Below are 24,209 nucleotides of genomic sequence, written 5' to 3' on the forward strand. Positions count from 1 at the left end.
ACCCGTATCGGCGCCGGCCTGGCCACCGCCCCGGGGGCGTTGATGGATGCCCGGCGGCCGCGCGGGCCGGCGTCGGGCAGGAACGGGAGCGCGACCGGAAGCAGCGGCCGTCCGGTCTGCGACACGCGCCTTCAGGCATGGCGGATCCCGAACATGCCGCTGTCGCCGATCCCGGCCTCACGCATGGCTTGCCGCCGGCATCCCTGCAGCCTCGCCGGCACCGGGGCGTCCCAGCCAGGCCGGGGACATGGCGCGCAGGCGGGCGACGATGTCGGGCAGCGCCTCCAGCACGCGATCCACGTCCGCGCCCGTGTTCTCGCGCGAGAGCGACAGGCGCAGGGCGCCGTGCAGGGCGCTCGCCGGCAGGTCCATGGCGCGCAGCACGTGCGACGGCTCGGTGGAGCCGGAGGTGCAGGCCGAGCCGGTGGAAGCGGCGATGCCCGCCTTGTTCAGATTGTGCAGCACCGCCTCGCCGTCGAGATACTCGAACGCCACGTTGGCGGTGTTGGGCAGGCGGTTGGGCCCGTCCCCGTTCAGCAGCACATGGCTGACCCGCTGCAGGATGCCCTGCTCCAGCCGGTCGCGCAGGGCGCGCACGCGGGTCTGCTCGTCCTCCATGTGGATGCGCGCCAGATCGGCTGCGGCGCCGAGGCCGACGATGGCCGGCACATTCTCCGTGCCGCCGCGCCGGCCGCGCTCCTGGTGACCGCCGCGCACGAACGGGCGGAACTTCACGCCCTTGCGCACATAGAGCGCGCCGATGCCCTTGGGCCCGTGCAGCTTGTGGCCGGAGAGCGAGAGCATGTCGATGGCGGTGGCCTTCAGGTCCATGGGCACCTTGCCCACCGCCTGCACCGCATCGGTGTGGAACAGCGCGCCGACGCCATGCGCCATCTCGGCGAGCTCGGCGACGGGAAACAGCGTGCCGGTCTCGTTGTTCGCCCACATCACGGAGGCGATGGCGGTCTTGGGCGACAGGGCGCGGACATACGCGTCCATGTCCAGCCGGCCCTGCCGGTCGACGCCGATGCGATGGACGGTGATGCCGCGCGTCTTCTCCAGATGCCCCACGAGGGCGAGGATCGCCTGGTGCTCCACCGCGGTGGTGACGATCTCGTCGCGCCCCTCCTGCGTCTCCAGCGCGGAGAGGATGGCGGCATTGTCCGCCTCCGTCCCGCCGGAAGTGAAGACGATCTCGTGGTCGAACGCCGCCCCCAGCAGCGCCTGGAGCTGCTTGCGCGCGGCCTTCACCGCCTCGCCCACATGCTCGCCGAAGGCGTGGGTGGACGAGGCGTTGCCGAAGTGCTCGCTGAAGAACGGCAGCATGGCCTCGACCACGGCCGGGTCGGTCCGCGTGGTGGCGTTGTTGTCGAGATAGACCGGCGGCACGGGGCAGCCCTCCAGGTCGAACGTTCCCCCGCCGTCACTCGGCGGGGGTCGGGGCCACGGGCAGGATCGGCTTGGACATCATGGGCTTGGGCGCGGACGGCGCGCCGGCGCCCTTCAGGCTCACCAGCGGCTTGTTCTGCGCGCCGGCCACCGGCACGAGGCGGATCAGCTCGCCCAGGCGCTCGACGATCTTGGACTGGATGCCCTCGATGGTCTCGCTCGCCAGCTTGCAGAACACGCAGGCGCCGGTCATCTTCACCATCACCTTGGTGCCGTCGATCTCCACCAGCTCGCAATCGCCGCCGTCGCGCTTCAGGTTGGGGCGGATCTCCTCGATCACCTCGCGGATGATCGCCTCGCGGCGGGCTTCGCGGCTCAGCGGGGCCTCAGCTTCGGTCTCGGCCAACATCGCTCTGTCCTCGTCTCGAATGGGGGTTCAGGATGCGTCCGGCCGTCAGCCGAAGGACTTGCCGCAGGAGCAGCTGGAGGTTGCGTTCGGGTTCTCGAAGGTGAAGCCCGAGCCCTCGATGGCGACCACGAAGTCGATCACCGTGCCGGCGAGCAGCTCGTGGCTCTTGTTGTCCACGAACACCTTCACGCCCTCGCGCTCGACCACCGTGTCGTCGGGCTCGCAATCGCTCACGAGGCCCATCTTGTACTGGTAGCCCGCGCAGCCGCCGGTCTCGACCATGATGCGCAGCCCGCTGACAGGCTGGTCGGCGCCAAGGATGGCGTCGCGGACCGCACTCAGTGCGCTGTCGGTCAAATTGATCATCGCTCGACCTTCGCTCGAAAGACTGCTCTGCCGGCGACCTCGCAAACCGCGTGCCAGACAGCAACGAACTGATTTCGCTCCATTTTCCGAAATCCAGCTGTTGCCTTTGCGACGCGTGTCCGATTCCGGACAAGGCGCAATGCGCCGCCGCGGCGGGTGTGGGCGCCCGTGGGCGTGCCGCCGGCGCTTGGACGAGGGACGCGGGGCGGCCGGGTTTGCGCGGCTTTGCGGCCGCTCGCCGCGTCTGTCCGGCGCGGCCGGGAGAGGCCGATTGTCGCGTCCACCGCCGGCGCACGTTTCTTTGCGCCAACCGGCAAAGGGCTTGCATGAGGCGCCTCGCCTGCCCCTGGCGCGGGTGGCGCGGCGGACGGACGCCCGGCGGCGCACGGCCCGTTGGCGCCCCGCGGTCGTTCGCGCGCGCCCGTCGAATACCGTCCTGACACGTCAAGAGCTGAACCGGAGACCTTTGATGACCACGATCGACAACACCCCCCTGGGCCGGCTGGACAAAGAGGGGCGCCTGCTGAATGCCGTGCTCAAGCAGCCCACCAAGCCCGGCCGCTTCGATTTCCGTGGCGACATCGCGCTGAAGTTCCAGCAACAGGTGGCCGACGAGAAGCGTCCTCCGGAGTACACCATGGAGCAGGTGATCACCTGCGCCGAGGACGGCAAGGCCACCATCCCGGTGATGGCCGGCTACCTGCAGAACTTCGCCTTCCTCTCCGATGTGGTGGACGTGCTCGGCGACGCGCTGGCGCCGGACGGCAAGTACTTCCTGTTCTGCAACAACATCGACCTGCTGGCGAAGTATCGCGTCACCCACGGCGGCAAGACCTTCTATGTCCTGCCCTGCGATGAATCGACCGTGTGGAAGGAAATGACCGACCTCCTGAGCATCGACAAGAACGACATCAAGAAGATGGACACCGGCGGCAAGACCGACGTGGTGCTCGATGCCGCTCTCGGCTGGCACGAGGACTTCGAGGTCATCACCTACGAGAAGGGCGTCTCCCTGATGGAGCCGGTGAAGAACCGCAACGCCAACCGTCCGGTCTGACACCTTCGCTCCGCCGTTGCGCCGTGTCTGCCGGTCTCCCAGGCGGGGACCGGCAGGGGCGGGCACCGGTCGCGTCGTCAGGGTATATGGGGCAGGAAATGGCGGCGCCGGCCGGCGCCGCCGGCAGAACCTCGATGCTTCATGGCCGAGGTCGGCGCGCGGAGGGGTTTGCGCGCGGAGGCCAGCGCCGCCGGGCTTCTCCATACGCCGCCGAGTGGCCGGGATCGGGCGGCATTGCCACGCCGAATATGCCCGCACGGCCGCTTCAGGACCGGCATGCGCGCACCCCGAGAGGGATGGCGGGTCCGTGCAAGACCGCTTCGCGAGAGGCCTCGCGGCAGGAGAAGGCCTGGCGCCGAGCCGGCGCCCGCATAGGCTCGCCGGAATGCGCCACGTAATGCCCCACGTGACGCCGTTGGCTGTTCCGCCTGGCAGGTCCGTCCGGGCGCGCCGGCCGCTGGCGGGGGCTCCCCGCCAACCCGCCGCGCACCCCCGCCACGCAGCCGGATCAGACGCCGCCGCCCTCGTCGGAGCAGGAGGTGATTTCCGCCTCGTCCTCGTCGTCATCCTCTTCCTCGGCGAGGGTGACGCCGGTGACGCAGATGTCGTTGTCGATGACGGAAAGCGCCACCGGCGTCAGGCTCTTGCCCTTGCAGGGCCCGTCGAGGCAGACGCCGGTGCCGAGCTCGAACAGGGCGCCGTGCTTGCCGCACATGAGGCGGATGCCGTTGGGGTCCAGGAACTGGTTGCGCTCCCAGTCGAGGTTCACCTTGTCGTGGGGGCAGACGTTCAGATAGCCGAACACCTGCCGCCCCCACCGCACCACCACGATGTTGAACGGCTGCTCGGTGCCGTCCTCCGCCACCTGCATGAGCTGGAAGCCCCGCGCCCGCTGGCTCGGAATGTCGCTCATGGAACAGATGACGTAGGCGATCCCGCCCTGCGGCGCGGCTTCGTCGTCGGCGATGCTCGGTTCCATCTTGTCCTCGTTCACGATGCACTCGTCAGGAGCGGGCCACCCGGGCCACGGGGAGAGGAGCCGGCCTCGGCCTTGGCCAGGAGGCGGCGGTTGGCGGCGAGGCAGAACTCGCGCCAGGCGGCCGCGACGTCGCGCAGCATGGTCTGCACATAGTCGCGGGACGGGCGGTGCTCGCCCGGGAAATTCGACAGCGCGCAGGAGGTGCGGTTGAAGGCCAGCACGTCGTCCAGAAGCGTCTGGATGAAGTCGCGGAACGGCGCCTGCACATCGCCCATCAGCGCCGAGCGACCCTTCTCAACCGGCACGCCCTCCATCTCGAAGGGCAGCGTGTCGAGAAGATCCACCGCGCGATCGTACACGTCCTCGATGGCGCCGAGCATGGCGATCTGGGTCAATTGCTCGCGCTGCTGGCTTGCGAGCGCGCGGTTGAGGCGCACGCGATAGGATTCGAACGCCGCATCGCCCTGCGCAGACACCCAGGCGCCGAAGCGCGCGAGGCTCGCCGCGTTCACCGGCAGGTCGTCCGCCGGCGCATCGTCCGCGCCGCGGGCGCGGGCGAGATCGCGGGAGATGCGCCGCGCCGCCTCCAGCGCGCCCTCCAGATAGCCGGCGCCCTGCGCCGCAGTCTCCGATCCGCCCAGATGCAGCCGCCCGTCCCACAGGGCGCGGCGCAGCAGCGGATTGGCGAAGGCCACATGCTCACGCACGGGCTCGGCGCGGTCGAGCGCGGAGCAGGTGAAGGGCTCCTGCGCCCAGTCCTGGTAGAGCTGCTCGCCGCCGTCGGCCGCGCTGCCGAACAGCTGCACCATCTGGCTGTCGATGAGCATGGGCAGGCCCACGGCGAAATCTTCCCTGAGCTCGGGCGGGAAGGCGAGGAAGCCGCCCAGCGCCGCGCGCGTGCCGGTGGCGTCGCAGGCGTCGAAGATCTCGCCGACCACCGCCTGCTCATGGGTGGCGAAGGCATTGCCGGACTGGCCGGCGAGCCGCCAGAACGGTGTCGCATAGGCCACCGTCACCTTCGCCTGCGCCGCCATCCAGGTGGGCGCGGCAGCCATGGCGTCGCGCACCGGCGCGGAAAGCTCGGGCACGAAGCGCACGGTCTCGACCACGAGCCGCGGCGGCAGGGCGATCACCGCATGGCGCGCCTCCAGCGCGACCAGCGCGTCATCCACGCGGAAGGTGAGCACCACATGGTCGCCCTTGTCCTCCACCTTGTGGAGCACGTGGCGCAGGCGGATTTCATCTTCCGCGAGGGTGTCGGCCAATGCGGACACCAGCCGCGCCATGCCGCCGGCGACCCGTCGCGCCCCGCCATGCACCTGCCGCTCCGCGCCGCCGGGCGTCTTGTCCGCCTGATCGAGGATCAGCACCGCGCCCTCGTCATGCTGGGCGAAGCTCGCGAGGCCGAGGGCCGGCAGGAAGGCCGTCATCAGCGGCTGGGTGTCGGGCCAGAACCAGGTGGGCCCGAGGTCCACCGCATCACCGGTGGTCGATGACACCGCCGACAGGATGCGCCCGCCGAGCCGCGCCCGCGCCTCGAACAGGGCAATGTCCCGCCCCTCCGATTTCAGCTGGCGCGCGAGGGCGAGGCCACATAGCCCGCCGCCGATGATCGCCGTGTCCAGCATGGCAGAACTCCCCCGCCTGTCGCGTTCTTTGGAGCCCTTGCAAGATTCGGGCACAGCGCGGAGGGCGCGGCCTCTCCCGCGCATTTGCTGGGGTTTGCGCCGCACGCCCACCCACCCCGCGTCGGGTTTGCAGCGCGCCGGGGCATGTTTGCGACACGCCTTGGTCGGCCTTCCCCCGGGCGCGAGCGCCGGCCGGCGCGCAGGCCTTTCCTTGTCCCGCAAGGCTTTGCGATCGCGGGGCCGGAAACCGGATCAACTGGCACGAAACTTGTTCCGCCAGGGGCATCGTTCATCCCTTCCCGATTGCCCCCTGGAGATTGACATGATCGTCGCGTCGGAATTCGCCTCCCGCACCCTGGATGAGATCAAGGAGCTGCTGGCTGGCGGCACCCTGACCATCTATTCGGTGGCCCGGCCCGTGAGCGCCGACCATGCGGTCGACCGCAGCGGCAAGCTCGTCGCCTTCACCTTCGCGACGCCCGCCTTCAACACCCCGTCCGAGGACGGCTCCGAGGTGCCGAACTTCGTCGCCGCCTCCGTCAACGCCACCGATGTGGGCACCCCCGGCTTCGCCCGCGCCGTTGCGGCCGACGGCAAGGTGGTGGCTGATTTCTCCGTGGGCCCGGGCCCGCGCGAGATCAAGCTCGCCGAGGTGTCCTGCTCCAACGGCGCGCCGGTGCGCGTGACCAAGTTCAGCTTCAACCCCGAGGGCGGCTGGCCGGAGCGCGTGGACTATTACGACGCCCACCCCCGCCCCGGCTACGCCCTGCCCAAGGTGCGCTGAGCCCGCCCGGCAAGCCCCGGCGGGCAGCCATCGCCGCCCGCCGCTTCGTCCTTCAGACCGTTGTGCGAACCGTGACAGGAGACCTGAGCGCCATGTCCACCACCTTGCCCGGACCTCTCGTGAGCACCGAGTGGCTGGCCGAGCATCTCGGCGCGGCGGACCTGAAGGTGCTGGACTGCACCTGGCTGCACGCGAGCACCAACATGGATGGCCGCACCCAGTATCGCGGCCGGCATTTGCCAGGCTCGGTGCATTTCGACATCGACAACGTGGCGGACAAGACCAGCCCCCTGCCCCACATGCTCCCCTCCGCGGCGGAATTCGCCAAGAAGGTCGGGCTGCTGGGCGTCGCCACGGGCGACAAGGTGGTGGTCTACGACCGCCTGTGCGGCGGCTCGGCCGCGGCACGGGTGTGGTGGATGTTCCGCGCCTTCGGATATGAGGACGTGGCCGTGCTGGACGGCGGCTACGGCAAGTGGACCAAGGAGAAGCGGGAAGCCGAGATGGCGCCGGTGCGCCCCGAGCCCGCGACCTTCTCCGCCGCGCCCGTTCCGGCGCTGGTGCGCGACCTGTCGCAGATGATCGCCAATATCGGCACCAAGGCCGAGCAGGTGATCGACGCGCGCGGCCCGGCGAAGTTCGCCGGCAGCCAGGATGATGTCTTCCCGGTGAAGAAGAAGGGCCACATCCCCGGTTCGATCAACCTGCCGTGGGGCGACCTCATCGTCGAGGAGACGGGCGAGATGATCGCGCCCGAGGCGCTGGCCGCGCGCTTTTCCGCCGCCGGCATCGACATCGCGAAACCGGTGGTGGCCACCTGCGCCTCCGGCACCATCTCGGCGGTGGTGCTGCTGGCGCTGTTCATCCTCGGCAACCGCACGGCGGCGCTCTACGACGGCTCCTGGGCCGAATGGGGCCTCGCCGACGATACCCCGGCCGTGGCGGCCTGAGCGGAACGGAGACGGCCATGGCGGACGAACTGCCCCTCGTCAGCGACGGCACCGACTACGTCCTCCACGCCGCCTCGGACGGCACGCGCTTCGTGCTCCGCTTCAAGCCCGACGGGCTGGTGGCGGACATGGGCGGGGAGGACGCGGACCGGTTCCGCGATGATTACGAGACGGTGAAGGCGCAGTTTCCGGACTGGGGTTCGGATCAGGTGCTGGCGCAGCTCTGGGACCAGGGCGGCTACAGTTGGCTCGCAGCTCAAGACGGGTGAAACCAATGGCAACCACGCTCATCAAGACCACTGGGGACGGGCGCAAGCTCGAGGTTTCCGGCCTCGCCATCCTGCTGGACGGGCAGCTGGAGGCGTTCGACCTCACCGAGGTGAAGCTGCACCCGAACCGCCGCAAGATCTGGGAGCTTCATCCCGAGGCATCCCACATCGCCGGCCGCGTCACCCTCACGCAGGTCGAGGCGGACAAGGTGGAAGAGGCCTTCAAGATGGCCGAGGCCGAGATCCTCGCCAGCCCGGCCGCCATCAACGAGCGGTTCCGCATCGCCATGATGTGGCGGGCGCGCTCGGAAGGCATCGAATAAGCAGGCGAGGCCTGCGCAGGGGCGCTCCCCGGCGCGGCCCATGCCGGTCGGCGGGGGCCGGCGCATGACCGCCCTGCGCCGGGCCTCGGCATCGGCGGAAGGGGCGCCGGGGGCCCGACCCTCCCCCTTTTCCGCACACGCACTTGGCCCGGGTACCGCCTCCGGGTCCCAGCCCGGCGGCATGAGCGGGCCGTTTGATCCGTCTTGTAAAGGCGATCGGGTTTGGTCGGCGCGATCTGGCGGCTCGAATTCAAGACGGGAACTCGGGGGCCCTCCCCGTTCGTCGCGCGCCCCGGCCAACAGGCCTCATGGCGGCCTTTACCTTCTTGCAGCATCGATAAAGGTCACCGCGCGCGCCACAGCGGTCGTGCGGCGGACAGCGCGTGGTTCCACCCGGCACCGTGCCTGGTCTGCGCTTGTCTGCGGCGTACGATCCGTCCGGAGCGCCTCAGGGTCTCGTTGCTGACGGAGATAAGCGGCGCGCGCCCACCTCCGCCCCCCTCAGGCAGACTTCGCACATCACCCCGCACGGGGTGACGCAAGCCCGCAGCAAGAGACCGGCCCCGGCCGCCTATTCCGCCGCCGCCGGCAGATCCGTGTCGCCCGGCATGTTTCCGTTGGCGGCGCCGAAGCTGCGGGCGCGGGCGAGGCGGGATTCCCCGTCCTCGGCGCCGAAGCAGACGTGGAACTCGTCACAGTCCGAGCACACCGGCGCCGCGCACAAGCTGAAGCCCTCGGCACCGCAGATCATGCGGTAGAGGAACTTCTTCCACTTCATGTCCTGGCTGTTCTTGCGGGCCAGCGGCGCGAACCGGCGCGTCATCAGCGTGCGCAGCTCCGCCCGGCTGCGCAGGCCGAGGTCCTGCCACAGATGGTGGGGCGACTGGCAGCGCCGGGCCACCATGGCGATGAAATGGGTCTGCAGCCGCCCGGCGTCGGACGAATAGATGCCGAGAATGTCGCGCACCGACTGCTCTTCCGGCTCGATGGCGATGGCGCGCGCGTCCACCTGGTGGGCGAGGATCGGCGCCGCGGCGGGGAACAGGATGGCGGCTAGATCGAGGAAGGCGTCGCGATCGAGGCCGAGACCGTCCAGCCGGTCGCGCCCGTCCTCCTCCGCCTCGGCGAACGCGACGGCGACGATCGAGGCCGCCACATGCACGTCGAACGGATCGCCGGCCGAGGAGGTGGATGACGCGATCAGCCAGTCATAGACTTCTTCCGCGATCATCGCTCCCTCCCCGGACAGGTTTCGGCTGCGGCTGCCCCGATCAGGCCGCCGCCTTCAGGCTGTGAATCTGGCAATTGGCCGGGCAGACCCGGGCGCACGCACCGCAACCGATGCAGGCGCCCTGGTCGTTCATGACCATCACCTTCTTCTCGACCTCATCGTCCTCGTCGTCGTCGAGAGCGACGATGTCGCCGTCCTCGTTGATGCCCTTCAAGGTCATCACGTCGCGGCCGCACACCTTGAAGCAGCGGCCGCAGCCGATGCACTTGCCCTTGTCAATATCGAGCAAGTAGTCTGGCTGCCAGGCTCGACCATCTCGCGTTTCGTTCGACATCTCAAAAATGCCTTCCAGGTTCAGGCGGACAGGGGCGGACGGCCGCAATCAGGCCGTCTCGAGCGCCTTCAGGTCCGCGCGCTTCTTTTCCAGCTCGGCGAAGGCGTTGTGCGCCTTCTTGGCGACATCCATGATCTGCTCCCAGTTGATGGGAAGCTCCTCGGACAGATCGTGGAGGTCCATCTTCGCCTGTGTGGCCTTGGCGGAGAGCTTCTTGAGCTCGGCCTTCAGTGCTTCCACGTCGCTCATGATTGACCCGCTCCTTCAGTAATTGGCCACTTCGGGGAACTTGCGGATCATCTCCACGCCCTGGGAGACGAACTTGGCGCCTTCCTCGGCGAGCTTGCCGAGATTGTCGAAGCCGAAGCGATGGACGTCGCGCAGCTGCTTGTTGACGACGATCAGCCGCCCGCCGATGAGCACCATGCGGCCAAAGCCCTCGTGGCTCATCTTGAGCATGGGGGTGATCATCACCCGCGTCTCCTTCTCCACGAGCAGGCAGACAGCGTTGAAGAACAGTTCCAGGCGCCAGATGGTCTCCGGGTCGGGATCGCCGATGATCGGCAGCGCGCGGCGCGCCTCCTTGTCGACGATGTAGGGCTCGATCAGGTCGAGGTCCTTCTTGCCCTCCCACGCGCCGTGGGTGTCCTGGGCGCGCCAGACCTTGATGAGTTCCTTGACGAACGGGGCATCAGCCGCCGCCGCCGGTTCGATGACTTCAGCTTCAGCCATGGTGGTTCCTCACTCGTCGTCGAAATCGAAGGAGCGCTCCTGGCCCTTGGCCATGACCTTGCGCAGCCACGGCGGCGGATTGCCCTTGAGCACCACTTCCAGCTTGCCGATGAGATCGGAAATCTCCTCGGGCTGGTTCACCTTCATGGGGTGGATGTTGTTGGCCACCACGCGCGCCGCGCCGGAGCCGCCGATGGCCGCCACATAGAGGATGGCGCAATCCTTGATCGCCTCGATCTTGGGGGCGAGCTTGTCCTCGTTGCCGTCTTCCTTCAGGTCGCCGTCGAACTCGACCGCCTCGAGGAAGTGGCTGCCCTGCGGGCCCACCTCGTAGATGGCGATGTTCTTGGCCCAGCCGAAATGGGCATCGACCCTTTTGAGGTCCTGGGTTGCGAATGCGACTTTCATGGCAAGTCTCGCCTCCTGCTAGTGGTGGGCCGCGCTGGAAGCGCCGTGGGAGCCGGGGTGCGCGTGGCCGTCGCCGTCCCACGGGTTCGCCCAGGTGTCGGGGGTGACCTCGTGGTTCGCCTCATGGTCGGCGATGCACAGGTTCGCGAGGGTGAAGATGAGCTCGCGGGTGCCGCGATAGCCCACCGACATGCGATGCGCGGCGCCGATGCGGTCGAACATGGGAATGCCGATGCGGTGGAACGGGATGTTGAGCCGCGCCGCCGCCTGACGGCCGTGGGAGTGGGTCAGCAGCAGGTCGCAGCCGCGCTCCTTCGCCAGCGTCTCCAGGTCTTCCAGATCGCCGATCAGCACCTCGTCCGCCGGAAGCGCCTCGAACACGGGGGACTGGGTGGTGGTGACGGCCGCGACGATCTTCGTCCCCATCTCGTGCAGGGCAGAGCCGACGTCGAAGAGCAGGTCCGGCTCCGCGCCGATGGCGAGGCGGCGGCCACCCAGGTGGAAGTGCGCATCCAGCATGGCATCCACCAGCTGGCCGCGCTGGCGGCGATACTTGCGCGGCACTTCGCGGCCGGAGATTTCCGACAGGAACATGAAGAATTCGTCGTTCGGCGCCAGCCCGCACAGCCGCTCGAACAGGCGGTAGGGCACACCGGCCTTCTTCTGCATGGCCTCGGCGGCGGTCTTCATCTGCGCGCCGATGGCGATGGTCCAGGCCGCCTCGCCCATCCTGGCCACCTCGTCCACGCCGATGCCACCGATGGTGGTGGGGGTGAAGTCGTCCGGGATGTGGCCGTCGAGGGAGCCGGCGAGGTCGGGCAGGAAGGAGGCCTCGAGCCCGAAATCCTCCATGATGGTGCGCAGCTCATCGAGATCGCCCGGGGTGAGGTGCGAGCCCGGCAGCACGTTCACGCGCCGGGCATCGCGCACCACGTCCGCCGGCGGCGTCTTCACCAGCACCTCGACGATGCGCGCGACCGTCTTCTCCCAGCCGTCCTGGAAGGCGTCCTTGAAGTCCGGCGTGGACACATAGACCATGGGGAAGTCGGCGAGCTGCGGATACTTGGCGCGGATCAGCTTGATGTAGCCTTCCACGTCGTCGCCCTTGGTCTCGGTGACGCCGGTGGAGCAGATGCCGATGATCTCGGGCTTGGTGCGGTTGTAGATGTTCAGCACCGCCTGCTCGACATTCTCCAGCCCGCCGAGCACGGTGGCGACCTCGCTCATGGCGGTGGTCTGGAGCGGGATCGCTTCCTTGAAGTGCCGCACGAACAGCACCAGGCCGAACGAGGTGCACCCCTGCGAGCCGTGCAGCAGCGGCATGCAGCCGCGCAGGCCCATGAAGGCGAGCGCGCCGCCGATGGGCTGGCTCATCTTCAGCGGATTGACCGCGCAGCTCTTCTTGCCCTGGACGACCTTCGCCATGTCCGCCTCCTATTCCGCGGCCGCGAGGGTGGCGGGGGTGCCGAGCGGGGCGACAAGCTCGTCCAGCATGTCCTCGATGCGCTCACCGCACTTGCCGCAGCCCGTGGCGGCCTCGGTGCGCGCCTTCACCTCGGCGAGGTTGGACGCGCCGGCGGCGACGGCATCCTCGATGGCGCCGACGGTGACGCTCTTGCAGTTGCAGACCTTCCGGGCCCGGCGCGCGGCCTCCGCCAGCACGGGATCGGCGGGCGCCGGCTCTGCCACGCCCAGCGCCTCGAAGATCTCCTCGATACGACCCGAGCAGGCGCCGCAGCCCCCCGATGCGCCCGTATGGGTCTTCACACCCCCGACCGTCGTGAGCGCGTGCGCGGCGATGGCGTCCTCGATGGTGCCAAGGTCCACGCTCTTGCAATTGCAGATCTTCTTGGCCCGGCGTGCCTTCTCCGCTGCGACCGGATCGGCCGCCAGCGCGGCGGCCTCGGCCTCCATCTCCGCGATGGCGCGGTTCTGCCAGGAGTTGGCGGGGTTGTCCCACGGCGCGGGCCTGCGCACCTGCTCCCAGATGGGGTTGTAGAGCGCCTTGTCGATCTCCTCCACCAGCTTCACCATGCCGATGTAGCCCATGTAGGCGTGGTGGCGCTCCTGGTTGATGTCGAGCCAGGGCATGGAGGCCTTCAGCGCGATGAACTGCGAGCGGCCGCCGGAGAGCATGATGTCCGCCTTCGCGTCCTTCAGCATCTTGTACATTTCGCGCGGCGTCATGTCCTCGATCATGTGGGCGTCCTGCCCCATGAGCTCCTTGATGCGGTCCTTGTCTTCCTTGGTGGACTTCTTCACCGAGGTACCCACCAGATCGAGGCCTGCCTCCTGAAGCGCCGCAACCACCGACCACGACTTCACGCCGCCGGTGATGAGCAGGACCTTCTTGCCCTTGAACCTGTCCTTGTACTTGGCGATGGCTTCCCAGGCCTTCGCCTCCTCGCGGGCGATGAGCGCCTCGGTGCGCTCCATCAGCTCCGGATCCGCGCCGCGCTCGATGAGCATGCGGGCGATCTCGCGCAGGGAGTCGGACGAATCCTGGATGCCGTAGAAGGAGCCCTCGAAGAAGGGGATGTCGTAGCGCTCCTCCATCTTGCGGGCCACGTTGATCATGGCCTTGGAGCACACCATCATCGCCGCCTTGGCGCGATGGGAGGAGGCGACGTCCTTGTAGCGCCCGTCGCCGGAGATGCAGGCGAGGACGCGGATGCCCAGCTCGTCCAGCAGCGGCTTCACCTGCCACAGCTCGCCGGAGAGATTGTATTCGCCGATGATGTTGATGTCGTAAGGCGTCGTATATTCCGGCTCCTCGGTGCCGATGACATGCTCGAGGATGGCCTCGCCGGCGAGCTTGTTGCCGAGGTTCTTCGGACCCACGAAGCCGGGCGAGTTGATCGGAATCACCGGCTTGCCGAACTTCGCCTTCGCCGCCTTGCAGACCGCGTCGATGTCGTCGCCGATCATGGCGGGCACGCAGGTCTGATAGACGAAGACGGCCGGCGGGTCGTACTTCTCGATGATTTCCTTGATGGACTTGAACAGGCGCTTCTCGCCGCCGAACACCACGTCGGTCTCGTTGATGTCGGTGGTGAAGCCGGTGCGCCAGATCTGCGAGCCGGACGAGCGCGCGCCACGGTTGTCCCAGCTGTTGCCCTCGCAGGCAATGGGGCCATGCACCAGGTGCGCGACGTCGGTCAGCGGCTGCAGCGCGATCTTCGCGCCGTCGAACGCGCAGCCGCCGGCGGCGCCGCCGGGCTGGAGCTGCTTGGTGCACCCCTTCTTCTTCTCCGCCTCGGACTTGTTCTGGTTCTTCGTGCAGCCGGGCTCGTTGAACACTTGCTGGATCGTGCTGGAAAGCGAGCTCATGGATCTCTCCTCGGCATGCGGGCTGTGCAGGGATCGCGTCGGCTGGGGAGCGGGGCAGCTCCTTGTGAGCGTCCGGCCCGGGTGGGGCCCCGGGCCGGATCGCGTGGGAGCTAGTCGATCAACGGATGATGTCGAAGGAGTAGTCGGTCTTGGCCGGAACGATGGTGTTCTGGTCGATGGTGTCGAAGATCTTGTCGAGGATGGTGATCAGGACGTTCATGGCGCCCTGATAGCCCCACACCGGACGGCGGTGGTGGTGGTGGCGGTCGAACACCGGGAAGCCGATGCGGATCAGCGGGGTGCCCGTGTCGCGCTCGAGATACTTGCCGTAGGTGTTGCCGATCAGGAAGTCCACCGGCTCCGTGAAGAGCAGGGAGCGCATGTGCCACAGGTCGCGGTTCGGGTAGACCTTGCAGTTCTGGCCGAACGGCGAGGAGTCCAGCAGCGCCTGCACCTTGGCCGCCCACTTCGGGCCGCCGTTGGTGGCGAGGATGTGGGTCGGCTCGGCGCCCAGCTCCAGCAGGAACGCGGCGAGGCCGAGGCACAGGTCCGGATCGCCGTAGATGGCGAACTTCTTGCCGTGGATGTGGGCGTTGCTATCGGCGATGGCGTCCACCAGGCGGCCGCGCTCGCGGGAGAGCTCCTCGGGGATCTCCTTGCCGGTGATGCGGGAGACGGCCATCAGGAACGCGTCGGTGGACGTCACGCCGACCGGATGGTTGAAGGCGACGACTTCATGGCCGTGGTTGGCGATGAAGGGGAGCGTCTTCTCGGTGCAGTATTCCTGCATGGAAATGGTGGCCTTGGCGTGGACGGCGTTGGCCGCCTCTTCCAGCGTGGTGCCGCCGTCATACATGCGGAACTCGCCGTCGGTGGGGGTGTCCCACACGTCGGAATTGTCGCCGAGGATGGTGTAGTCGACGCCCATCAGGCCGAAGATGCGCTTGATCTCGCGCAGGTTGCCGACGGTGTAGCCGTCGAAGCCGCCGAGGAAGTTGATCTTCTCGTTGGGCACGCGCTCGATCTTCGGGGCAGTGCCGGCCTTGCCGTCCCAGAAGTGCTCGAGGATGCCCTTCACGGCGTTGTCGTAGCCGGTGATGTGGCTGCCGACGAAGGCCGGGGTGTGGGCGAAGGGAACGTCGTATTCCTGCGGAACCGAGCCCTTTTCCTTCGCCGTCTTGATGAAGGCGTTCAGGTCGTCGCCGATGACTTCCGCCATGCAGGTGGTGGAGACGGCGATCATCTTCGGCTTGTACATGTTGTAGGTGTTGGCGAGGCCGTCAATCATGTTGTTGAGGCCGCCGAACACCGCCGCGTCTTCCGTCATGGAGGAGGACACGCAGGAGCTGGGCTCCTTGAAGTGGCGCGAGAAGTGCGAGCGGTAGTACGCCACGCAGCCCTGCGAGCCGTGCACGAACGGGATGGTCTCCTCGAAGCCCACGGCGGCGAACACCGCGCCGAGCGGCTGGCAGGCCTTGGCGGGGTTCACGGTGAGGGCTTCGCGGGCGAAGTTCAGCTCCTTGTACTCAGGAGTCTTGGCCCACTCGCGAATACGCTCGACTTCGGCGGGATCGCGGGGGTTCTCGAACAGCTTCTTCTTGTTGGCCAGCATCTGCTGGTACTCGGGACCGCGGAACAGCTCGAAGTGATCGAGCACGTTGTCTGCATTCTGTGGCATCTCGAACCCCTGAAAATGTGGGTCAAAAAATCATGCCGGCCGATCGCCCCTCCCCGAAACGGGGAGGGGCATCACGCTCAGGCGCTCACTCGGCCGCGAGCAGGTTGGGCTGCTCGGGAGCCTTCTTCCACGGAGCCCTGGTCATCTTCCAGATGGGGGAGTTGATGGCCATGTCCATGTCGCGGGCGAAGATGGCGAAGCCGTCGTAGCCGTGATACGGGCCCGAGTAGTCCCAGGAGTGCATCTGGCGGAACGGCACGCCCATCTTCTGGAAGACGTACTTTTCCTTGATGCCCGAGCCGACCAGATCCGGCTGGATCTTCTCGACGAACTTCTCGAACTCGTAGCCGGTCACGTCGTCATAGATGATCGTGCCATCCTTGACGTAGTGCTGGGCGGTGCGCTGGTAATCGTCGTTGTGGGCGAACTCGTAACCGGTGCCCACCACTTCCATGCCCAGGTCTTCGTACGCGCCGATCACGTGACGGGGACGCAGGCCGCCCACGTACAGCATGACGGTCTTGCCCTCGAGGCGCGGACGATACTTGGCGATCACCGCGTCCATGAGCGGCTGGTACTTGGCGATGACGCGCTCGGCGCCTTCCTTGATCTTGTCGTCGAAGTAGCCGGCGATCTTGCGCAGCGACTCGGCGATCTTCGAGGGGCCGAAGAAGTTGTACTCGCACCACGGGATCCCGAACTTCTCTTCCATGTGGCGGGAGATGTAGTTCATGGAGCGGTAGCAGTGGAGAACGTTCAGCTTCGCCTTGGGGGTGTTCTCCAGCTCGGCGAGCGAGCCGTCGCCCGACCACTGGGCGATCACGCGCAGGCCCATCTCCTCGAGGAGGATACGGGAGGACCAGGCGTCGCCGCCGATGTTGTAGTCGCCGATGATGGCGACGTCATACGGCGACGGCTCGAACAGGGGGGCCTTGTTCGGGTCGAGCTTGTCGAAGACCCAGTCCCGGATGGCGTCGTTGGCGATGTGGTGGCCCAGCGACTGGGACACGCCACGGAAGCCTTCGCAGCGCACCGGCACGATGGTCTTGCCGTCGTATTCCTTCGACTTGACCTTGGACACGGCCTCGATGTCGTCGCCGATGAGGCCGATCGGGCACTCGGACTGGACGGTGATGCCGTTGTTCAGCGGGAACAGTTCCTGGATCTCGTCCATGATCTTGGCGAGCTTCTTGTCGCCGCCGAAGACGATGTCCTTCTCCTGGAAGTCCGACGTGAACTGCATCGTCACGAAGGTGTCGATGCCAGTCGTGCCGATGTAGTAGTTGCGGCGGGCGGCCCAGGAATACTGGCCGCAGCCCACCGGGCCGTGGGAGATGTGGATCATGTCCTTGATCGGACCCCACACCACGCCCTTGGAGCCGGCGTAGGCGCAGCCACGGATGGTCATCACGCCCGGGATGGACTTGATGTTGGACTTCACGCCGCAGTCGGACTTGCCGGCTTCGTGGACGTTGAGGTGCTTCGCGCGGCGCTTCGCGGTCTTCTCGGGATAGACCTTGAGGACCTCGGCGATGAGCTCCTTGTTGCGCGCCTTGATTTCAGCAACGCTTTGCGGTTGGGCCAAGCTCATTTTGAAATCTCGCTCTCGTTGAAATGTGCCGTGTAGCCGGCCGGCCCGGCAATTCGGACCGGCCGGGGCGCTGGCGTCAGCCGGCGGCGAGTTCGGCGGCGGTCTTGCCGACGATGCTCTCGTCCACGGCCTTCATGATGCCGTGCTCCATTAGCAGGTCTTCCAGCTCGTCCATGGTGATCGGGGTCGGGATGATGCCGTTGCCCGAGTTGTTGTGCACCTTGGACGCCAGGTTCCGGTAATGCTGGGCCTGCGCCGAATCGGGCGCATACTCGATCACCGTCATGCGGCGCAGCTCGGCGTGCTGCACGATGTTGTCGCGCGGCACGAAGTAGATCAGCTGGGTGCCCAGCTTCTTCGCCAGCGACTCCGCCAGCTCGTACTCCTTGTCGGTCTGGCGCTCGTTGCACACCAGCCCGCCCAGGCGCACGCCGCCGGAGTTCGCATACTTCAGGATGCCCTTCGAGATGTTGTTGGCCGCATACATGGCCATCATCTCGCCGGACATGACGATGTAGATCTCCTGCGCCTTGTTCTCGCGGATCGGCATGGCGAACCCGCCGCACACCACGTCGCCCAGCACGTCGTAGGACACATAGTCGATGTCCTCGTACGCGCCGTTCTCCTCGAGGAAGTTGATCGAGGTGATCACGCCGCGGCCGGCGCAGCCCACGCCCGGCTCCGGACCACCGGACTCAACGCAACGGATGTCGTTGTAGCCGACCTTCATCACGTCCTCGAGCTCGAGGTCTTCCACCGAGCCCGCGTTCGCGGCCAGCGACAGGATGGTGTCCTGCGCCTTGGCGTGCAGGATCAGGCGGGTCGAATCCGCCTTGGGATCGCAGCCCACGATCAGGATGCGCTGACCAAGCTCGGTCAGGGCCGCCAGCGTGTTCTGCGACGTCGTCGACTTGCCGATGCCACCCTTGCCGTAAAACGCGATCTGTCGCAGCGAAGCCATCTTGCTCTCCTTAGAACCTTCGGCCGACTTTCGTCCTGTCCGGGTGCGGCGTGCCCCGGCCCGGGCACTCGCTGGACATTGCAATCCGGCGCGGATGCGGACGTGGCCTTTCAAAGGGCCCACACAGCCAGCAACCTCTCGCCCGAAACCAGTTTTGCAACGAGTGTGCCAGCGGCCAGGCCGTCGATTTATTGTTATTTTATAATGGCTTGTGGAGACTAAGTAATAGTCCGGAGGCGTGTTCCGAACCCGACATTCGGTTCTGCGCCGCGACATGCCAGTTTAGGGCTGTTTGAAACAGGACACTGGGAGTGGGGCCCGGGTGCTGGTGAAAAGCCGACAATCGCGGACAGCCCGGGCGCCTGTCGCATGCCCGACGCAACGCCTTCCGGCCGCCGGCCGCACCCCGAAACGACAAAGGCCGGCCACGGGGGGCCGGCCTTCACATCACACCCGCGGAGGCTCTCTCGCTCAGCCGATCAGCTCCTGCGCCTTGCCCAGCGCCGCGACGAAGCGGTCCACCTCCTCGCGCGTGTTGTAGAGGCCGAACGAGGCCCGGCAGGTGGCGGAGACGCCGAAGCGCTCCATCAGCGGCATGGCGCAATGGGTGCCGGCCCGCACGGCGATGCCGTCATTGTCGATCAGCGTCGCGAAGTCATGGGCGTGGGCGCCCTTGATCTCGAACGAGATGATGGCGCCCTTGTCCTTCGCCGTGCCGATGATGCGCACGGAATTCAATTCCCCGAGCCGCTCCTGGGCATAGCGCGTCAGCTCCGCCTCATGGGCGCGGATGCGGGCCTTGCCGATGGACTCGATGTAGTCCAGCGCGGCGCCGAGGCCCGCCGCCTGCACGATGGCCGGCGTGCCGGCCTCGAAGCGGTGGGGCGGGTCGCCATAGGTGACGCTGTCCTGACGCACCTCGCGGATCATCTCCCCGCCGCCGTTGAAGGGCGGCATGGTCTCCAGCAGCTCATATTTGCCATAGAGCGCGCCGATGCCGGTGGGCCCATAGAGCTTGTGACCGGTGATGATGTAGAAGTCGCAGTCGAGATCCTGCACGTCCACGTCGAGATGCACCGCGCCCTGCGAGCCATCCACCAGCACCGGGATGCCACGCGCATGCGCGATCTTCGCCACCTCCTTCACCGGAACGGTGGTGCCCAGAACGTTGGACATCTGGGTGATGGCGACCAGCTTGGTGCGATCGGTGAGGAGCTTCTCGAACTCCTCCATCAGGAAGTTGCCCTCGTCGTCCACCGGCGCCCACTTGAGCACCGCGCCCTGGCTCTCGCGCAGGAAGTGCCACGGCACGATGTTGGCGTGGTGCTCCATGATGGAGAGGACGATCTCGTCGCCTTCCTTGATCCGGCTCTTGCCGAAGGTGGCGGCGACGAGGTTGATGGCCTCGGTGGCGCTGCGGGTGAAGATGATCTCTTCCGGCCGCGCCGCGTTCAGGAAGCGCTGCACCCGCGCGCGGCCGCCCTCATAGGCCTCGGTCGCGGCGTTGGCCAGATAATGCAGGCCACGATGCACGTTGGCATATTCGGAGGTGTAGACCTGCTGGATGCGGTCCAGCACCGCCTTCGGCTTCTGGGCCGAGGCGCCGTTGTCGAGATAGACCAGCGGCTTGCCGTTCACCTTCAGGTCGAGGATCGGGAAATCCTCGCGCACCTTCAGGACATCGTAGCTGCCGTTGGAGACGGCGGGATGGAGCGGGGGAAGAGGCAGCATCCCGTTCACTCCCGGCCCATCAGCCAGGACTGGGTGGCCTGCGTGAGCGCCTCGCGCACCGCCTCGTTGCCGATGGCGTCCACCACCTCGCCGACGAAGGCCTGGATCAGCAACGCCTCCGCCGTCTTGGCGGGAATGCCGCGGGCCATCAGGTAGAACTTCAGCTGCTGGTCGAGGGTGCCGGTGGTGCAGCCGTGGCCGCATTGCACGTCGTCGGCGAAGATCTCCAGCTCCGGCTTGTTGCAGGCCTCGGCCGTCGGGGTCAGCAGGAGCGCGCGGCTCAGCATCCGCGCATCGGTCTTCTGCGCCGCCTGGCGCACGGCGATCTTGCCCTGGAAGATATCCTGCGAGGACCCGTCCAGCACCGCGCGGAAGGACTCGCGGCTTTCGCATGCCGGCCCTGCGTGGTCGACGGAGAGCATGGTGTCGGCATGCTGCTTGCCGCCGAGCAGGCTGACGCCGCCCATGTGCGCGTTGATGCCCTCGCCGGCGAGGTGGATCAGCAGCTGGTTGCGCACCACGGCGCCGCCGGTGGTGAAGAAGGTGTTGGAGAAGCGCGCCCGCGCATCCACGCGCGCCAGCAGGGTGGCGAGATGCACCGCGTCCGCGCCCTCGGCGGTGACCTTGATGCGCTCGACCTGCGCATCCGCGCCCACCACCATCTCCAGCGCCGTGTTGACCTGGTAGGCAACCCCGGCGGGGCCTTCGTGGGTCTCGATGAAGGTCGCGCTGGCGCCGTCCTCCACCACCACCAGCGAGCGGGTGAAGGTGGCCACGGCCTCGGCGCCGGTGGTGACGAACACCAGCTCCACCGGACGCGCGATGGTGGCGCCCGGCGCCACATGGATCACCACCCCGTCGCCCATGAGCGCGGAGTTGAGGGCCAGCACGGCATCGTCGGAGGCGATGGTCTGGCCGAGCTGGCTGGCCACCAGCGCATCGCCGGTGGCGAGCGCCTCCGCCATGGCGCGGATGGACAGGCCCGGCTCGAGCGCCGCGAGGTCCGAAAGCTCCGGCACGAAGGCGCCGTTGACGATCACGAGGCGGCGGGCGCCAACACCCGCCAGCAGCGCGCCGGCACCGGCGGCGGCAGCCTTCGCTTCCGCGTCCGGCGGCGCGGCGAGGGGCTTCGCATCGCGCATCAGCGCGCGCAGGTCGGTATAGCGCCAGGACTCCACCCGGCGATGCGGCAGGCCCGCATCGGCGAAGGTGTCGAATGCGGCCGAGCGGCGGGCCGCCACCTCCGGCCCGCCCGGCAGCGCGGCGCGGACGGCGGAGAACGTGTCGGCAAGCGCGATCTCGGCGCCGGTCTTCTGGGGACGCACCGGAGCGGGGCGCAGGGGGGTCGGGGCGGAGGCGGCCATCAGATCACGCGGCCTCGTTCTGGTACTGCGCGTAGCCGGTGGCTTCCAGCTCCAGCGCCAGCTCCTTGCCGCCGGTGTGGACGATGCGGCCGGCGTTGAACACGTGCACCACGTCCGGCACGATGTAATCGAGCAGGCGCTGGTAGTGGGTGATGACCAGCATGGAGCGTTCCGGCGAGCGCAGCGCGTTCACGCCCTGCGAGACCACCTTCAGCGCGTCGATGTCGAGGCCGGAATCCGCCTCGTCCAGCACCGCGAGATAGGGCTCCAGAAGGGCCATCTGCAGGGTCTCGTTGCGCTTCTTCTCACCGCCGGAGAAGCCCACGTTCACCGGGCGCTTCAGCATCTCGGGAGTGATGCCGAGGGTCTTGCCCAGCTCGCGCACCTTGCGCACCAGCTCCGGCGAGGTGAGCTCGGGCTCGCCGCGCGCCTTGCGCTGGCTGTTCACCGCCGTGTGCAGGAACGCCATGTTGGAGACGCCGGGGATCTCCAGCGGATACTGGAAGCACAGGAACAGGCCCTGCGCCGCCCGCTGGTCGGGCGAGAGGGAGAGCAGGTCCACGCCGCGGAAGATCACCTCGCCGCCGGTGATCTCGTAGCCCGGCTTGCCCGAGAGCACGTAGGACAGCGTCGACTTGCCGGCGCCGTTCGGCCCCATGATCGCGTGCACCTCGCCCGGATTGATGGTGAGGTTCATGCCGTCGATGATCTTGCGACCCCCGGCGATCTCGGCATGGAGGTCCTTGATTTCGAGAAGGGGAGCCATGTTGAGGTCCTCTGGTCCGTGTTGCCGGGCGATGGGGGCGATATCGAAGGGGGCGCGTCAGCCGACGCTGCCCTCCAGGCTGATGGAAATGAGCTTCTGCGCCTCCACGGCGAACTCCATGGGAAGCTGCTGGAGCACGTCGCGCACGAAGCCGTTCACCACGAGGGCGACGGCATCTTCCTGCGAGAGGCCGCGCTGCATGCAGTAGAACAGCATGTCCTCTGAGATCTTCGAGGTGGTGGCCTCGTGCTCGAACTGCGCGGTGGGGTTCTTCGCCTCGATGTAGGGCACGGTATGCGCGCCGCACTGGTCGCCGATGAGGAGAGAGTCGCAGTTGGTGAAATTGCGCGCGCCATCGGCCTTGCGATGGGCGGAGACGAGGCCGCGATAGGTATTGTTGGACTTGCCGGCGGAGATGCCCTTGGAGATGATCCGGCTCGTGGTGTTCTTGCCGAGGTGGATCATCTTGGTGCCAGAGTCCACCTGCTGGCGGCCATTGGAGATGGCGATGGAATAGAACTCTCCGGAAGAGCCCTCGCCGCGCAGCACGCAGCTCGGATACTTCCAGGTGATGGCGGAGCCGGTCTCCACCTGGGTCCAGGAAATCTTGGAGTTCCGGCCCCGGCAGTCGCCGCGCTTGGTGACGAAATTGTAGATGCCGCCCTTGCCCTCGGCGTCGCCGGGGTACCAGTTCTGCACCGTCGAATACTTGATCTCGGCATCGTCGAGGGCGACCAGCTCCACCACGGCAGCGTGCAGCTGGTTCTCGTCGCGCATGGGCGCGGTGCAGCCTTCGAGATAGGAGACGTAGGAGCCCTTGTCGGCGATGATGAGGGTGCGCTCGAACTGGCCCGTGTTCTTCTCATTGATGCGGAAGTAGGTGGACAGCTCCATCGGGCAGCGCACGCCCGGCGGGATGTAGACGAACGATCCGTCCGAGAACACCGCCTGGTTGAGCGTGGCGAAATAATTGTCCGTCGCCGGCACCACCGTGCCGAGATACTGCTTCACGAGGTCGGGGTGCTCGCGCAGCGCCTCGGAGATGGGCATGAAGATGACGCCGGCCGCCTTCAGCTCCTCCTTGAAGGTGGTGGCCACCGAGACGCTGTCGAACACCGCGTCCACCGCGATCTTCGGCCGCTCGCCCTCGGGGATCTCGACGCCGGCCAGGATCTCCTGCTCGCGCAGCGGAATGCCCAGCTTCTCGTAGGTCTTCAAGATCTCCGGATCCACCTCGTCGAGGGACTTCGGAGCCTTGAACTTCTTCGGCTGGGAATAATAGTAGAGGTCCTGGTAGTCGATGGGCGGGTAGTTGACCCGCGCCCACTCCGGCTCCGGCATGGTGAGCCAGCGGCTGTAGGCCTCAAGCCGCCACTGCAGCATCCACTCCGGCTCCTCCTTCTTGGCGGAGATGTAGCGGATGACCTCCTCCGAAAGGCCCTTCGGCGCCTTCTCGGATTCGATCTGGGTCTCGAAGCCGTATTTGTACTGATCGACGTCGATGGAGCGAACCTGATCGACTGTGTCCTGTACGGCCGCCATTTGTCCCTCCAATCAACATTCGCGCGGCCTTCCGGCGCCGCCACCTTCTGCTTCCGACACGGGCGAAAGCCGCCCCCTGCCGGTCCTCAGGCGCGGGGAGGGAGGCAGAGCCTGCCGCCGTCACCCCGCCCGCCTGATCCGCCCGCCCGGCCGCCCGTCGCGGCGGCCGGCGCGCGGCCTGCCTCACGCCATCAGGCGGGAATGCAGGTCTTTTCCACCGGGCACACGACGGCGCACTGGGGGGTGTCGAAGCTCCCCTCGCACTCGGTGCACTTGTTGGGGTCGATCACATACATGTCCCGCTTGAGGCTGATGGCGGCGTTCGGGCACTCGAACTCGCAAGCGCCGCAAACGGTGCACTGGGACGCAACGATCTTGTAGGCCATG

General features: G+C 67.3%; 23 protein-coding genes and 2 pseudogenes. 5 read left to right on the forward strand and 20 right to left on the reverse strand.

The features are described 5' to 3' along the window. Positions 1–177: 177 nt before the first annotated feature. The 3 genes and pseudogenes from nifS to V5F49_RS09550 form a co-directional block, all read right to left on the reverse strand. Positions 178–1,389: a cysteine desulfurase NifS gene (gene nifS, locus V5F49_RS09540; protein ID WP_394117544.1), complete on the reverse strand. Its 1,212-nt coding sequence runs from the start codon at positions 1,387–1,389 to the stop codon at positions 178–180. A 142-nt stretch (positions 1,390–1,531) separates the two neighbouring features. After that, a pseudogene (locus tag V5F49_RS09545) lies at positions 1,532–1,798 on the reverse strand (NifU family protein); the annotation flags it as partial. 45 nt (positions 1,799–1,843) lie between these two features. Next, entirely contained in the window at positions 1,844–2,164 is a 321-nt protein-coding gene (locus tag V5F49_RS09550; protein ID WP_394117543.1) for a HesB/IscA family protein, read from the reverse strand. Positions 2,165–2,633: 469 nt separating this feature from the next. Between V5F49_RS09550 and V5F49_RS09555 the strand changes: the two genes are divergently transcribed. After that, positions 2,634–3,221 carry a hypothetical protein gene (locus V5F49_RS09555; RefSeq protein WP_394117542.1) on the forward strand — a complete coding sequence of 196 codons (588 nt, stop codon included), beginning with the start codon at positions 2,634–2,636 and terminating at the stop codon, positions 3,219–3,221. A 508-nt stretch (positions 3,222–3,729) separates the two neighbouring features. On the opposite strand, the gene V5F49_RS09560 is transcribed toward V5F49_RS09555, so the two are convergent. Together V5F49_RS09560 and V5F49_RS09565 are read right to left on the reverse strand one after the other, a co-directional pair. Next, entirely contained in the window at positions 3,730–4,200 is a 471-nt protein-coding gene (locus V5F49_RS09560) for a Rieske (2Fe-2S) protein (RefSeq protein ID WP_394117593.1), read from the reverse strand. 11 nt (positions 4,201–4,211) lie between these two features. Then, entirely contained in the window at positions 4,212–5,828 is a 1,617-nt protein-coding gene (locus tag V5F49_RS09565) for a flavin monoamine oxidase family protein (RefSeq protein ID WP_394117541.1), read from the reverse strand. 322 nt (positions 5,829–6,150) lie between these two features. Here V5F49_RS09565 and V5F49_RS09570 point away from each other — a divergent pair, with 322 nt between their 5' ends. The 4 genes from V5F49_RS09570 (at position 6,151) to V5F49_RS09585 (ending at position 8,154) form a co-directional block, all read left to right on the forward strand. Then, on the forward strand, positions 6,151–6,612 hold the full coding sequence (locus V5F49_RS09570; RefSeq protein WP_394117540.1) for a hypothetical protein: 462 nt from the start codon (positions 6,151–6,153) through the stop codon (positions 6,610–6,612). 92 nt (positions 6,613–6,704) lie between these two features. Continuing rightward, positions 6,705–7,562, forward strand: coding sequence for a sulfurtransferase (locus V5F49_RS09575; protein ID WP_394117539.1), 858 nt, complete (start codon positions 6,705–6,707; stop codon positions 7,560–7,562). 17 nt (positions 7,563–7,579) lie between these two features. After that, positions 7,580–7,831, forward strand: coding sequence for a hypothetical protein (locus V5F49_RS09580; protein WP_394117538.1), 252 nt, complete (start codon positions 7,580–7,582; stop codon positions 7,829–7,831). A 5-nt stretch (positions 7,832–7,836) separates the two neighbouring features. Then, positions 7,837–8,154 (forward strand): hypothetical protein, encoded by a 318-nt coding sequence (locus V5F49_RS09585; protein WP_394117537.1) that lies wholly within the window; start codon positions 7,837–7,839, stop codon positions 8,152–8,154. 571 nt (positions 8,155–8,725) lie between these two features. Here the strand turns inward: V5F49_RS09585 and V5F49_RS09590 are convergent. The 15 genes and pseudogenes from V5F49_RS09590 to V5F49_RS09660 all read right to left on the reverse strand — a co-directional run bounded on the left by V5F49_RS09590 (position 8,726) and on the right by V5F49_RS09660 (position 24,208). Then, positions 8,726–9,385: a nitrogen fixation protein NifQ gene (locus tag V5F49_RS09590; RefSeq protein WP_394117536.1), complete on the reverse strand. Its 660-nt coding sequence runs from the start codon at positions 9,383–9,385 to the stop codon at positions 8,726–8,728. A 40-nt stretch (positions 9,386–9,425) separates the two neighbouring features. Continuing rightward, a complete protein-coding gene (gene fdxB, locus V5F49_RS09595; RefSeq protein WP_394117535.1) occupies positions 9,426–9,719 on the reverse strand; it encodes a ferredoxin III, nif-specific in 294 nt (97 codons plus the stop codon). A gap of 48 nt (positions 9,720–9,767) precedes the next feature. Next, entirely contained in the window at positions 9,768–9,968 is a 201-nt protein-coding gene (locus tag V5F49_RS09600) for a CCE_0567 family metalloprotein (protein ID WP_394117534.1), read from the reverse strand. A 15-nt stretch (positions 9,969–9,983) separates the two neighbouring features. After that, the gene (locus tag V5F49_RS09605) at positions 9,984–10,451 is read right to left on the reverse strand and encodes a NifX-associated nitrogen fixation protein (protein ID WP_394117533.1); all 468 of its coding nucleotides are present in this window, start codon (positions 10,449–10,451) and stop codon (positions 9,984–9,986) included. Between the two features lie 9 nt (positions 10,452–10,460). Further along, positions 10,461–10,859: a nitrogen fixation protein NifX gene (gene nifX, locus V5F49_RS09610; protein ID WP_394117532.1), complete on the reverse strand. Its 399-nt coding sequence runs from the start codon at positions 10,857–10,859 to the stop codon at positions 10,461–10,463. 18 nt (positions 10,860–10,877) lie between these two features. Continuing rightward, complete coding sequence (nifN, locus tag V5F49_RS09615; protein WP_394117531.1) at positions 10,878–12,284, reverse strand: nitrogenase iron-molybdenum cofactor biosynthesis protein NifN; 1,407 nt, start codon at positions 12,282–12,284, stop codon at positions 10,878–10,880. Between the two features lie 9 nt (positions 12,285–12,293). Next, positions 12,294–14,189 carry a nitrogenase iron-molybdenum cofactor biosynthesis protein NifE gene (gene nifE, locus V5F49_RS09620; RefSeq protein ID WP_394117530.1) on the reverse strand — a complete coding sequence of 632 codons (1,896 nt, stop codon included), beginning with the start codon at positions 14,187–14,189 and terminating at the stop codon, positions 12,294–12,296. Between the two features lie 118 nt (positions 14,190–14,307). After that, a complete protein-coding gene (nifK, locus tag V5F49_RS09625; RefSeq protein ID WP_394117529.1) occupies positions 14,308–15,867 on the reverse strand; it encodes a nitrogenase molybdenum-iron protein subunit beta in 1,560 nt (519 codons plus the stop codon). Positions 15,868–15,952: 85 nt separating this feature from the next. Then, positions 15,953–17,458, reverse strand: coding sequence for a nitrogenase molybdenum-iron protein alpha chain (gene nifD / locus V5F49_RS09630; RefSeq protein ID WP_394117528.1), 1,506 nt, complete (start codon positions 17,456–17,458; stop codon positions 15,953–15,955). 76 nt (positions 17,459–17,534) lie between these two features. After that, positions 17,535–18,419: a nitrogenase iron protein gene (gene nifH, locus V5F49_RS09635; RefSeq protein ID WP_394117527.1), complete on the reverse strand. Its 885-nt coding sequence runs from the start codon at positions 18,417–18,419 to the stop codon at positions 17,535–17,537. A gap of 471 nt (positions 18,420–18,890) precedes the next feature. Beyond that, positions 18,891–20,150 carry a cysteine desulfurase gene (locus tag V5F49_RS09640; RefSeq protein WP_394117526.1) on the reverse strand — a complete coding sequence of 420 codons (1,260 nt, stop codon included), beginning with the start codon at positions 20,148–20,150 and terminating at the stop codon, positions 18,891–18,893. Positions 20,151–20,155: 5 nt separating this feature from the next. Further along, a complete protein-coding gene (gene sufD / locus V5F49_RS09645; RefSeq protein ID WP_394117525.1) occupies positions 20,156–21,514 on the reverse strand; it encodes a Fe-S cluster assembly protein SufD in 1,359 nt (452 codons plus the stop codon). 4 nt (positions 21,515–21,518) lie between these two features. Then, positions 21,519–22,232, reverse strand: a pseudogene (sufC, locus tag V5F49_RS09650) (Fe-S cluster assembly ATPase SufC); the annotation flags it as partial. Positions 22,233–22,337: 105 nt separating this feature from the next. After that, entirely contained in the window at positions 22,338–23,822 is a 1,485-nt protein-coding gene (gene sufB, locus V5F49_RS09655; protein ID WP_394117523.1) for a Fe-S cluster assembly protein SufB, read from the reverse strand. A 191-nt stretch (positions 23,823–24,013) separates the two neighbouring features. Further along, positions 24,014–24,208, reverse strand: coding sequence for a 4Fe-4S binding protein (locus V5F49_RS09660; protein ID WP_394117522.1), 195 nt, complete (start codon positions 24,206–24,208; stop codon positions 24,014–24,016). Position 24,209 lies beyond the last annotated feature (1 nt).

The organism is Xanthobacter lutulentifluminis, assembly GCF_043194675.2.
In the GTDB taxonomy this organism is placed as follows: domain Bacteria; phylum Pseudomonadota; class Alphaproteobacteria; order Rhizobiales; family Xanthobacteraceae; genus Xanthobacter.